8 protein-coding genes are annotated in these 12,574 nt (G+C 46.4%); 4 read left to right on the top strand and 4 right to left on the bottom strand.

From position 1 onward, the window contains the following. Window positions 1–278: 278 nt before the first annotated feature. The gene (locus OGY83_RS21525) at window positions 279–1,433 is read left to right on the top strand and encodes an efflux RND transporter periplasmic adaptor subunit (RefSeq protein WP_286636874.1); all 1,155 of its coding nucleotides are present in this window, start codon (window positions 279–281) and stop codon (window positions 1,431–1,433) included. A 28-nt stretch (window positions 1,434–1,461) separates the two neighbouring features. Continuing rightward, window positions 1,462–4,578, top strand: coding sequence for an efflux RND transporter permease subunit (locus OGY83_RS21520; protein WP_191214079.1), 3,117 nt, complete (start codon window positions 1,462–1,464; stop codon window positions 4,576–4,578). A gap of 206 nt (window positions 4,579–4,784) precedes the next feature. On the opposite strand, the gene OGY83_RS21515 is transcribed toward OGY83_RS21520, so the two are convergent. Next, window positions 4,785–5,132, bottom strand: coding sequence for an HdeA/HdeB family chaperone (locus OGY83_RS21515; RefSeq protein ID WP_123268132.1), 348 nt, complete (start codon window positions 5,130–5,132; stop codon window positions 4,785–4,787). After that, a complete protein-coding gene (locus OGY83_RS21510) occupies window positions 5,132–5,728 on the bottom strand; it encodes a DUF308 domain-containing protein (RefSeq protein WP_123268131.1) in 597 nt (198 codons plus the stop codon). The genes OGY83_RS21515 and OGY83_RS21510 overlap by 1 nt, the downstream gene beginning before the upstream one ends. A gap of 281 nt (window positions 5,729–6,009) precedes the next feature. Here OGY83_RS21510 and OGY83_RS21505 point away from each other — a divergent pair, with 281 nt between their 5' ends. Further along, complete coding sequence (locus OGY83_RS21505; protein WP_286636873.1) at window positions 6,010–6,642, top strand: YfdX family protein; 633 nt, start codon at window positions 6,010–6,012, stop codon at window positions 6,640–6,642. 75 nt (window positions 6,643–6,717) lie between these two features. Here OGY83_RS21505 and OGY83_RS21500 read toward each other — a convergent pair whose 3' ends face one another. Together OGY83_RS21500 and evgA are read right to left on the bottom strand one after the other, a co-directional pair. Beyond that, window positions 6,718–9,960 carry an ATP-binding protein gene (locus OGY83_RS21500; RefSeq protein ID WP_286636872.1) on the bottom strand — a complete coding sequence of 1,081 codons (3,243 nt, stop codon included), beginning with the start codon at window positions 9,958–9,960 and terminating at the stop codon, window positions 6,718–6,720. A 4-nt stretch (window positions 9,961–9,964) separates the two neighbouring features. Further along, window positions 9,965–10,579, bottom strand: a complete 615-nt coding sequence (gene evgA, locus OGY83_RS21495; RefSeq protein ID WP_079939254.1) for an acid-sensing system DNA-binding response regulator EvgA — start codon at window positions 10,577–10,579, stop codon at window positions 9,965–9,967. Between the two features lie 743 nt (window positions 10,580–11,322). Here evgA and OGY83_RS21490 point away from each other — a divergent pair. Beyond that, window positions 11,323–12,510: a phage exclusion protein Lit family protein gene (locus OGY83_RS21490; RefSeq protein WP_286636871.1), complete on the top strand. Its 1,188-nt coding sequence runs from the start codon at window positions 11,323–11,325 to the stop codon at window positions 12,508–12,510. The last annotated feature ends 64 nt before the right edge of the window (window positions 12,511–12,574 follow it).

The following is a 12,574-nucleotide window of genomic DNA, read 5'->3' as shown; positions in this document are numbered from 1 at the left end:
CCAGAGGTAAGATGGCGCGACTATATTCCGGAGTCAGGTGTTGGCAAACACCCCTTCTCATCACCCCGCGTTTATCTTATTGCGCCATCCTGCTTCATGAGATCCTTCGCTTAACATGCATTCTTCCTGTTACATATAATTTTTAACCGCTAATGCTTTAGCGAAGAAATGGGCTTTACCCTTCTCATGCCTGACCATCTTTTGTTATTTACCGACAACTCCCCCACCCTGCATGCAATAAAAGAAAATTTGTGTTTACACATTATTCAGGGATTACTATGAACAGAAAATGTTTACTGTTGATACCATTATTCTTTAGTAGCGTCATCATCACCGCCTGCGATAATAAACCTGCAGTAAAAACCGCCATGGAGCCCGAGGTCGGCGTTGTTACCTTAGCGCCCTCCTCAGTAAATATTAAAAGTGAACTTCCGGGTCGCGCGCTTGCGTACGAGATCGCCGAAATACGCCCTCAGGTTGGTGGGATCATCATAAAACGCAACTTTATTGAAGGTGATAAAGTCAGCAAAGGAGAGTCACTGTATCAAATTGATCCAGCCCCGCTGCAGGCACGACTGGACTCAGCCAAAGGTGCGTTGGCAAAGGCACAGGCTACCGCCAATAATGTTCGTCTGACACTCAATCGGCAGTCAGCATTAATAAAATCCAATTACGTCAGCCGCCAGGACTATGACACGACGCGTTCACAGCTTAATGAAGCGCAAGCCAATGTTGCCGTCGCTAAAGCGGATCTTGAACAAGCCACCATCAATCTTCGATACGCCAATGTGACCTCGCCTATTGACGGCATCAGCGGTAAATCTTCCGTGACCGTGGGTGCCCTGGTTACTGCCAATCAGGAAAACGCGCTGGTCACCGTTCAGAGACTAGATCCGATCTATGTTGATTTAACGCAGTCAGTACAGGACTTCTTACGCCTGAAAGAAGAGAAGGCCAACGGCAAAATTGCCCAGCAACAGGGCAAAATTCCGGTTGAGCTGATGCTGGAAAACGGCAAACCCTATCGCCATACCGGTACGCTTGAGTTTTCCGATCCCGCTGTTGATGAAACCACCGGTTCAGTAACCCTGCGCGCTGTATTTCCCAATCCTGAAGGTGAAATTTTACCCGGCATGTATGTCACGGCGTTGCTGGACGAAGGTAGCCAGCAGAACGTTTTGATGGTTCCCCAGCAAGGAATTACGCATAACGAGCAAGGGAAAGCCACCGCGCTGATCCTTGACCAGGAAAACGTAGTGCAACTGCGTGAAATAAACGCAGTGAAGGCCGTTGGTAATCAATGGTTAGTGACCGCGGGATTACGTCCTGGCGATCGGGTCATTGTGTCCGGATTACAAAGAATTCGTCCGGGAATCAAAGCCCGGGTCCTCCCTTCAAAACTGAACGCACCTGACACGGTAGCTGAACAGTAATATTTCAGGCATTAAGGACTCTTTCTTCATGGCCAACTTTTTTATTGAGCGCCCGGTTTTCGCCTGGGTGCTCGCCATTATCATGATGTTTACGGGCGGTATCGCGATAATGAACCTGCCTGTCGCCCAATATCCACAAATTGCGCCCCCAACCATTACCATCAGCGCTGCCTACCCAGGGGCAGACGCGAAGACCGTCGAAGACTCCGTCACCCAGGTGATTGAACAGAATATGAATGGTCTTGATGGCCTGATGTATATGTCATCCACCAGCGATGCGGCAGGTAATGCCTCGATTATCCTGACCTTCAAAACGGGTACGTCACCCGATATTGCGCAGGTTCAGGTACAGAATAAACTGCAGCTGGCGATGCCTTCCTTGCCACAGGAAGTACAACAGCAAGGGATCAGCGTTGATAAATCCAGCAGCAATATCTTAATGGTCGCCGGTTTTATCTCTGATAATAACAGTCTGAGCCAATATGATATTGCCGATTATGTGGCCTCGAATATTAAAGATCCGCTAAGCCGCACTGCCGGGGTGGGGAGCGTGCAGTTATTCGGCTCGCAATACGCCATGCGCATCTGGCTGGATCCGCAAAAGCTCGACAAGTATAACCTCACTCCCGAGGACGTCATTACCCAGCTCAAAGTGCAGAATAATCAGATATCCGGCGGGCAGCTGGGGGGCATGCCTCAGTCAGCCGATCAGCAGTTAAATGCGTCGATAATCGTCCAGACGCGTCTGCAAACGACCGATGAATTTGGCCAGATATTCCTTAAGGTTCAGCAAGATGGTTCTCAGGTTCTGCTGCGCGATGTCGCACGCATTGAGCTGGGGGCAGAAAATTATGCAACGGTTGCACGTTACAACGGCAAACCCGCCGCCGGGATTGCGATTAAACTTGCAGCTGGCGCCAATGCCCTGGCAACATCCCAGGCGGTCAAACAAGAGCTGAACAGATTATCGGCCTGGTTTCCGGCCAGTATGAAAACCGTTTACCCCTATGACACCACGCCGTTTATCGAGATTTCGATTCAGGGTGTTTTTCATACTTTGATCGAGGCAATCATTCTGGTATTCCTCGTCATGTACCTGTTTTTGCAAAGTTTTCGTGCGACGCTTATCCCCACTATCGCCGTTCCGGTGGTTATCCTCGGCACCTTTGCAATACTCGACGTCGCCGGTTTTTCGATTAATACGCTCACGATGTTTGGCATGGTGCTGGCGATAGGGCTGTTAGTCGATGATGCCATCGTGGTGGTTGAGAACGTAGAACGTATTATTGCTGAAGAGCACTTGTCTCCAAAAGCGGCAACGCATAAAGCAATGGGCCAGCTCCAGAGGGCGCTGGTCGGTATTGCCGTCGTGTTATCCGCCGTATTTATGCCGATGGCGTTTATGAGCGGAGCAACGGGTGAAATTTTCCGTCAGTTTTCCATCACCTTAATCTCCTCCATGCTGCTGTCGGTATTTGTGGCAATGAGCCTGACGCCTGCACTTTGCGCCATGCTGTTAAAATCTCACGAGGGAGAAAAGGCAAACACACATTTTCTGTTTACCCGTTTCAATCACTTCATGGAGAAATGCACTCAGCACTACACGGACAGCACCCGTACACTGCTACGTCGCACAGGCCGTTATATGGTCGTCTATTTAGTCATTGGCGCAGGCATGATCGTGCTGTTTTTACGCACTCCGACCTCCTTTCTGCCTGAAGAAGATCAGGGGGTATTCATGACCACGGCACAATTGCCTTCGGGTTCAACAATGGTGAACACCAGTAAAGTGCTCGGGGAAATAACGGACTACTACCTGACGAAAGAACAGAAAAACGTTGCTTCTGTTTTCACCGTCGGCGGATTTGGTTTCAGCGGTCAGGGACAAAACAACGGTCTGGCGTTTATCAGCCTGAAGCCCTGGTCAGAACGCGTTGGCGAAGAAAACTCGGTTACCGCCATTATTCGACGGGCAATGATGGCCTTAAGCACCATCAATAATGCCGTCGTTTATCCGTTCAATTTACCCGCGGTCGCGGAATTGGGTACCGCATCAGGGTTTGATATGGAGCTGCTGGATAACGGCAATCTTGGGCATGAAAAAATGATGCAGGCCAGAAACGAGCTTCTGGCACTAGCCAACCAGTCATCCGGTGAGGTTGACGGGGTGCGTCCGAACGGTCTGGAAGATACACCAATGTTCCGCATTCACGTCAACGCCAGGAAGGCTGAAGCCATGGGCGTCGCATTATCGGATATCAATCAGACCATCTCCACCGCGTTCGGTAGTCGCTATGTTAATGATTTCCTGAACCAGGGGCGCGTAAAAAAAGTGTATGTCCAGGCCGATACGCCGTTCCGTATGTTGCCGGACAATATCAATCACTGGTACGTACGTAATGCCTCCGGCGCAATGACGCCGCTTTCCGCCTACTCATCCACCGAGTGGACTTACGGTTCTCCTCGCCTTGAACGCTACAACGGTCAGCCTGCAATGGAAATTCTGGGCCAGCCGGTCGAAGGGAAAAGCAGCGGTGATGCGATGAAATTTATGGCATCGCTGATTAACAAACTGCCCGCGGGCGTCGGTTATGCCTGGACCGGTCTGTCTTATCAGGAAGCATTGTCCACAAATCAGGCGCCAATGCTGTACGGCATTTCGCTGATCGTCGTGTTTCTGGCACTGGCTGCACTGTATGAAAGCTGGTCAATACCGTTCTCGGTGATGCTGGTTGTGCCAATCGGGGTGGTCGGCGCTCTGCTGGCCACCGATCTGCGCGGCCTGAGCAATGATGTTTATTTCCAGGTCGGCCTGCTCACCACGATGGGGCTGTCGGCTAAAAACGCTATTTTGATCGTCGAGTTTGCCGTCGAGATTATGCAAAAAGAGGGGAAAACACCGCTTGAAGCCGCGGTGGAAGCCGCGCAAATGCGCTTACGTCCTATTCTGATGACCTCACTGGCCTTCATCCTGGGGGTTATTCCGCTGGCAATAAGCAACGGCGCAGGCTCTGGTGCGCAAAATGCCGTCGGTACGGGGGTTATCGGTGGGATGCTGGCCGCGACGGTACTGGCAATCTATTTTGTTCCAGTGTTCTTTGTACTCGTTGAAAATATGTTAGCGCGATTTAAAGCTCGACGTTGATCCCCTGCCCTATCCCTGGGTTTAGATTATTAAATCCCAGGGATGGGTCTGCGTTTGCCAGGTCTACGGTTATTAGCGGGCACGGCTATCCAGAGAATTTCTCGTGGATAGCAGGGTCAACATTATGCGGATTTTTTGTAGGGAACGACTGGGGTAGGTACAGAGGTTGTCAGTTCTAACGAATGCCAGGCTATCAAAACGATTAATCAATAGTGCAGACCGGAACCTTTCAGATTTACAGCCAGTTCACCCAGTTTTGTATTCGGATGCTGATGACACATTTTAACCATTTTCGGTACAGCTTCCGTTTCCACCTCATGCAGGGGAACATAATCATCGCCTTTAAAGTCCGAATTTTTATTAACAATCACAAAGGCAATTGCCGTCTTGTATTGCTGACTCATATCAACGAATTCTTTACAGGTCATATCTTGCGGCGCAGCTTCCGTTGCCTGAGTAGCAAAAGCACGGGTCATTGGCACCATAACAGAGGTAACAAGAATAGCTGCAGAAACCATCATCTTAATATTCACTATGCGCTCCAGAGGTAGTATTAATTTTTATCGGCGAGCTTATCATTTTTTACCAGCGTCGCATTTCTACGTAGACTGATAAAAGCTAAAGAACTAAAGATCATCTCGACACCAATAAAGATTGAGGTGAATACATACGATCTGTCGGGATCCATATTCAGCCACACACCGGCAATAAGCAGGTCAAAAATACCAATAAAAATGTTCCATCCATAACCCGGACTACGGAACAGTTTGACCCCAGATGCGATACGAAAAATCCCCCCCAGAATAAACAGGCAGCAAAATACCATTGCCAATGAATTCATGCCTATCACAGGATTCACGAGGAAACAGTAACCCAGCAGTAACCACGCGATAGCAAAAAAGGCATAGGTAAATTTGGCTTTCAATTGCTTTTTACCTGAGCTAAACAGGCTATAAATAGAATAGAAACCACATACCAGGAACATAAAGCCGGTTGCATAGCTTAAATAAACACCTGCAGCAATCGGATAAATCAAGCAGCAGATGCCACAAATCAACATCAATACCGCCATAATCGTCGCGTGCTTTTTATAATGAACGAGTGTTTTTTCATTAAACGCTCTCAGGCTACGCTGATTAAAAACAAACATACATCCTCCGTTATACATAAACGCAATGTAACCTGTTGACACAAGAATTATTACTCACTCAACATATGTTACTTACAGTGGAATGATAAGACTTCCGCTAAGGAAGCGTATATAAGAGCAAGAGAATGTCGCTATGCGTATATTCCTACACATGTCAGACATCTGACACGTGTAGGATTAAACGGTCATTATTCTGTCCCGGCTCTGATTTCGCTCTTTAACATTATTTAATATGCTTATTGCGTTTGGTGACATATGCCAAATTTATTCAGGAGAAAGTAATGAAAAAGATTATTCTTGCGGGTGTGCTTGCAACCATGATGGGTTCAGCACCAGTGATGGCTGCTACTGCTACCACAACCACCCCGGCGCAAGCTGCTACCGCAAATGTACAAAAAGAAGCTGCCGATGTTATGCAGGTCGCAGTGCAAGGCGCAAATGCGATGCGTGATATTCAGCTTGCTCGTCTGGCCCTGTTTCATGGACAGCCTGACAGCGCTAAAAAATTAACCGATGACGCGTCTTCCCTGCTGGCAGGTGACAGTAAAGATTGGGCAAAATTTGTAAAAGCTGCGCCTAAAGCCAAGATGATTGACGATCAGTATGTAGTTATTAACGCTACGATCGCGCTGTCAGAAGACTATATTGCGACTCCGGCCAAAGAATCCGCTATCAAAACAGCGAATGGCAAAATGGCCAATGGCGACTGGAAAGGTGCAGTGGATACCCTGCAACTGGCTGGTATCAGCGTGCTTCAGACCCAATACCTGATGCCTCTGAATCAGACTCGTAAAGCCGTTGCCAGCGCGCAAAAACTGCTGTCTACCGGTAAATACTATGAAGCAAACCTTGTGTTAAAAGGTGCAGAAGAAGGCATTGTGATCGATAGCGAGATGATCGGCGCAGGCCAGTAGTACTCAGCACTACGGAGTGTTGAAACCAGGACTTTCTCTCCTGATCGGGCAGCTACGGCTACCCGATCAGGGGGATTAATGGCTAATCAGACTGTCTATCTCAATCTCAATTTCCCGCATAACAGCAATAATCTTCTGCAATGCCTCCTCGCGGACTGCCAGAGGAAGATCGTCATGTCGTCTGGATTCGAAAGGTTCGCACAGGTTTTGTAGCGCAGTGATACCCAGAATTTGCGCCGAGCCATGCAACCGGTGAAGGGCTCGCAAAAACAGCTGAGGTTCATCTTGCAGAACGGCTTTCTCAGCCGCTTGTATATCATTCAGCGTTGCCTCGCGAAATGTCTCAAGGATCTCGTTCATTAGTGCGCGATCGCCGCCGGTATTTTCCGTCAACACATTGAATTTCAAATGCCGGATTGTACAAGGAGACAAATAACCGGTTTCGATTTTACTCAATTCATGGGTCAGTGTCTGAATCGACACAGGTTTGAACAGGCACAAATTCATACCATTTTGCAGGCATCGATCGCGTGACTGTGGAAGTGCGCTGGCCGTCAGTCCCCATATTTGTAAATTCGGCTGTTGACGACGTAGCGAAGCCGCGAGATCAAACCCGTCTTTTTTCGGCATATTTACATCGGTTATCAGCAGATCGTACGATTTCTTCGCCAGTTTGGCTTCTGCTTCCTCTCCATCACACGCTTCATCCACGCTGTAGCCAATGGCATTCAACTGTCGCTTGAGCAGCAGGCGATTGGTTGGATTATCGTCTGCTATCAAAATAGACAGACACGGCAGCGGTAACAGAGTACCCGGCGCATCGCCATCCGATACAATCGACTGTCGAGCCGTTTCAACCGGCAGTGTTATGGTAAACGTGGTTCCTTGCAACGGGACGCTCATCAACTCCAGCGTCCCACCCATCAGCGTCACCAGTTCTTTACAGATAAATAACCCCAGACCAGAACCGGTTTGTTGACGCCCGCAGCGCCCCTGCGCGTAACGATGAAACAGCCCCGCCTGCTCCTCTTCACTAATACCGCAACCGGTGTCGCTAATGGCGATGGTCAGGGTACCGTGATTCTCCCCGTCAGGCGTCAAGCGGGCCGTCACATGAATACTTCCCTGCTCGGTAAACTTCAACGCATTACCCACCAGGTTAGTGAGAATTTGCCGCAAAGCCTGCTGATCGACAAATACCCGTTCGTTTGCCGGCAACTGGCTGACGCAAGCCAGCGTAATACCTTTCTGTCTGGCTAAAGCATCGAAAGAGTGGCACTGCAATTCAATGAGCTGCGAGAGATCCGTCCATTGAGGAACAACCTGGTATTTACCAGACTCTATCTTATCCACATCCAGAATCTTACCGATCAGCCCAAGCAATGACTGGGCCGTCGCCCCGGTAAGGGCAATTGCCTCTTTTCGCTGTGCCGGGCTGAGTTCTGAACTCGACAGTAATTCCACAAAGCCAACAATCGAACTTACCGGGGTACGTAATTCATGGCTCATACTCGCCAGAAAGCGACTTTTGGCCTTGGTTGCTTCAATCGCTTTATTCTTTTCGTTTTCCAGTTCTTGAGATAATGCTTCCTTGAGATGAAGCTGCTCTTCCAGTAGCCGCTGCGATTGTTTCCTTTTATTTACCTCACGGGAGAGTGAGATCCCCCAGATTAGGCTAATCGCTATCAGCAGCAGGGCGAATACTCCCAGTTGATAGAACTGTTTGCTATATCGACTCCAGAAATCGACCTGCGTATTGGAAATTTTCGACCACCTCTCCGTCATCTGCAAAATTTCACGTGGCGGTATGGCCTGCAGCGCTTTATCCATAACAGACTTCAACATCGGCTCGCGGGGAGAGATTGCAAAACTTACCGAGGCACCAGGCATATCCGGGAGTCTAAAAAAGTGCATATTTTTCTGGTAGTAATGATCGACCATAAATCTTGCCGACAATTCGGTAGCGATTGCCGCATCAACGCTGCCCTCCTTGACCATGGCCATCGCAACGCTGCCGGTATCAGCATTCACCCAGGTGGCTTGCGGATAACGTTGTTTCAGCTCGCTTTCCAGCACATGCCCGGCAGGCAGAGCAATACGTATCGGCTTCTCCAGTAGTGAATCGACGGTTTCCTGGCGCGAAGTGATCATCACAAATTCCACATTCATCAGCGGATCGCTAAAGGCCGAATTGTGCTGATTTTGACTAGTCAGGGTGATCGTGGGATACATATCCCATCGTTCGCCGCTTAATTGTTTTGTCTGCTCACTTTTGGAGCTAGCTAAAACGGGTTCAAAATCAAGCCCTGTTTGCAGATGAATAATATTCAGCAAATCGCCAAGAATACCGCGTAATTCACCGCTGCGATCGACCAGCGTATAGGGCGGGTAATCTGGGTTGATCAAAATGCGGATGACATGCTTTTTCTTCAACCACGCTTTTTCCTGTGCGGTGAAAGGTATAGGTGCATTCAGATAGGCAAGATTGCCGCGGTTCAGCCAGTTCTGCATGACCTGCATATGAATTTCATTACTGATTGACGTAATGAAACCATCAAGAATATTTCTTAATACAGGCTGTTCTTCGTTAACGACAAAATAATTATATTGTTCCTGCTTATCAAAGTAGTGCGTAATAACCAGTGATTGTGAGAAATATCGAGATATACAATGGCTGCTGGTGATATTGTTACCAATATAATATTGGTTATCACCATCCGCTACCGACGCCATGGCCTGATACTCGTCGTCATAAAATGAGACTTTAGCCTCAGGAAAAGCCCCCTGGATAACATCGAGAAAAGGGCAATCCCGCACACACGCGACGCTAACCTGATGGTTGGTGGTCAGCGGCAGCATGGTGTTTTTTAGCGATGTTACAAGCGTCGGCCACGTCGTCAGCAATGCCGAAGTGCGCAGCAAATTTCTGCCAACATCCTGGCGTCGGGACAGTTGGGTTATCAGCGTATCAACATCGTTATTGGCGAGCGCGGCCAGCGCCTCTTGCTCATTATCATACTGCTTTATAATGATTTTTAGATTGAGATTCTTTTGCATTAACGCAAGGTATTCTGCGTTGACTCCCCGATAATATTCGCCGCTATTTTGATAAACAATGGGGGAGACTTCAGGTAACCAGGTACCAACAACCAAGGTTTTTTTATGCGCTAACCAGTTTGTTTCTTCCCTGTTCAAGCTGATATTTTGTACTGAGGTATTATAGTTACTTTTTAGCTCAACTTGCCGAGCTGAGCTTACACCCGTAGACAACCCGATGGTAAAGATGACCATCAAAAAAATAAAAAAGCGTTCCAGCATTACTCTATCCTATTTTATTTCTCTGCGCATAATCATAAATTTCCATTAATGATGAACAATCTAATTTTTCCATCAACCGGCTTTTATAAGTACTCACCGTTTTATTACTGATATTCATTTTGCTGGCAATTGTGCTGTAATCCATGCCATTAAGGATATAACGCAATACTCTCATTTCCTGATTCGACAACGTATCAAGCTTATCCTGCTCGCTGACGGATGTACCAGTAAAATGCTCAAGGGAAAAGGGAAAATAGCTATAGCCATTTTTTGCTGCTTCGATTGCGGCAAGAATATTATTCATGCCTTCTTTTTTACTCACAAATCCGTTGGCACCGTATTCGGCGCTACGTTTGCCGTAAAAAAATTCATTTTTGGCTGAAATGATAATGATTACACCAGCATAGTGCCGCTTTCTCAGCTGCTCCAGCACTTCGATGCCACTGATACCGGGAATATCTACATCGATAATCAACAGCTCGGGCTTAGTTTTTTCAACGGTTTGAACCACTTGATCCCCGCTATCGAGTTCGGTGGTCACTGCGATACCATTAGTATCGAGTAAGTTGCGGATGGCAATGCGTGCCAATGGGTGATCGTCAACGATTATCGCGTTCATTGCGTATAAGAATCCCGATAAATAAAGAGAGGCGATGGCTATAGAGCAGGTGAGTCTTCAATATTATGTTTTATAAACGCAAGACTTTAAGATGAAAATTCTAGCATAGCCATGCGTATATTTTATTATTTTTTCATAATTCGAATGAATAAATCATAAAAATAACATTTTGATTTACAAAAATTAAACTTTGAACCCTTGTAAATATCAAATCATTAACACAATATCCAGGGAATATTCCTACACATGTAGGACAACGCTTTCATTTATCATGGTTTATTCTTAATGAGATATTTAATATGATCGGCGCAGTAGGCGCAAACACACCTGCAATAATGGCTACGCAGCCGTATATTCTTATATGTTATAAGACTCGCAAAACAAATAAATATTGTTTTTTCAATAAGTTGCACGCATTTGCTTTTGATGGATTTTTTTTCTGCATAAAATTATTCTACACTTGTCCTTGTACATATATAGCCGATGTAGCGTATTTATGAATTACCTTGTGAATGACTGTGTTAATTAAAAAAATGTGTTTTTCATACTTTCGGGTGATAACAACTTTACTAACCTGAATTTTGGAGAAACTGTAAACACAGAGGGATCGTACACTGGCACAACCTGGCGGGAAGAAAAACCGGCCAACGTTAAAAGCATCACTTTTACATTCTAAGGAGAAAATAGGTTACCAGAACAGCAACTTACGCTTCCCTTCTGGTAGTAAGCAAAGCAATTGATTGATGGCGTATAGCGAAATGAATCAAATACGAGAATCATTAAACAATGTTGTATTCCCTGACACAATGCCTGACGCATGGCCTTATCAATCCTGGTGTTCACCTGAAGATATTGATACCGATATTACATGGTACTCATTTACTGAGCTGGATTTGATGATTGAAGCCTGGCTGGGTAAAGGCTCACTCATCCCGGTGAGCAAAACCGTATGGGGTTTTGTGAACGAAAATGAACCATTAATCCAGATAGCTATCCGTGAAGATATTGCATATATTGCAATTAATCACAGATTCTATTCATGGGTAATAATTGTTGCGGGAGCATACAACTTAAACATCAGTCTCGATCTTGCCTCCATATTTAAACACACAGCCTTAGCCGATACAGCGCTATGTATTATAGCCAATCGCGTTGACATACATTCAGTAGAGGTATCCCTTAACACCGCTCGCTCTTTTATGAACTTTGTCTTCTTTCATGAATTGGTTCATTTGATGTGTTGCCAACATCAATACATCAAGATGAATGGCAACCAACTTCCGTATATCAGGACCATGGAGTTTATTGCCGACTTTTTAGCGTACGAACATTCACTCATGTCTGTAACTTACGAATATACCGTACAAAAAGACAACTGGGATCTGCAGATGAGTACCGCTCGATGCCTTGGCTTTGTCATCGCATCCTATTTCATCATCAAGACAAAACAGATCAGCGATTTAAATCTATACCCATCCATAAATGAAAGAACCATCTTGTTGCTGAGTTATATATTATCGCCCTCTTTAACGCAGAGTGAACGGGAGGGATTACTGCTAAAATATGAAGCCAAAGGAATAATGGATGCTTATATTCGGCGAGGAAAGCTAGGATTTAACATTGGCAATAATGAGTCCCTCATCTCGACTGACTATTCTGCATGCCGTTGTAATTGCAGCAAATGCAGCGCATTCGCCAACGAGATATGTAACAAGGCCAAACCATTGAACAGCGAAGTATTAAACCACATGAGCATTTATACAGAATGCTTCCCTAAAAATAAGGTTTTTTACCCCTTTCCGGTCATGGGTAAAAGAGATAACAAAACATCTCATTTTTGCAGCTTACAAAATCCTGTACTGTTTTCCTTAGAGAAAACGATTAAAAGATCCTCTGCATTTCTTTCCAACCGATTCCTGAGTTTCCGCTAAGAGCCTATTGGGATAGGCTCTTAATCACTTATTCCCGTCATCCTTAATGTGGCTCTGGAACAGC

The sequence above is a fragment of the Citrobacter sp. Cpo090 genome, from assembly GCF_030332665.1.
GTDB classification, from domain to species: domain Bacteria; phylum Pseudomonadota; class Gammaproteobacteria; order Enterobacterales; family Enterobacteriaceae; genus Citrobacter; species Citrobacter portucalensis.
The sequence above is the reverse complement of the archived record's forward strand: the minus strand, read 5'-3'. Positions and strand labels throughout refer to the sequence as shown.

What these genes read in the sequence shown, in the direction of transcription:
- OGY83_RS21505 (WP_286636873.1), top strand. Translation starts at nt 6,010, where the DNA reads ATGAAAAAGATTATTCTTGCGGGTGTGCTTGCAACCATGATGGGTTCA.
- OGY83_RS21490 (WP_286636871.1), top strand. Translation starts at nt 11,323, where the DNA reads ATGGCGTATAGCGAAATGAATCAAATACGAGAATCATTAAACAATGTT.
- evgA (WP_079939254.1), bottom strand. Translation starts at nt 10,579, where the DNA reads ATGAACGCGATAATCGTTGACGATCACCCATTGGCACGCATTGCCATC.
- OGY83_RS21520 (WP_191214079.1), top strand. Translation starts at nt 1,462, where the DNA reads ATGGCCAACTTTTTTATTGAGCGCCCGGTTTTCGCCTGGGTGCTCGCC.
- OGY83_RS21510 (WP_123268131.1), bottom strand. Translation starts at nt 5,728, where the DNA reads ATGTTTGTTTTTAATCAGCGTAGCCTGAGAGCGTTTAATGAAAAAACA.
- OGY83_RS21500 (WP_286636872.1), bottom strand. Translation starts at nt 9,960, where the DNA reads ATGCTGGAACGCTTTTTTATTTTTTTGATGGTCATCTTTACCATCGGG.
- OGY83_RS21525 (WP_286636874.1), top strand. Translation starts at nt 279, where the DNA reads ATGAACAGAAAATGTTTACTGTTGATACCATTATTCTTTAGTAGCGTC.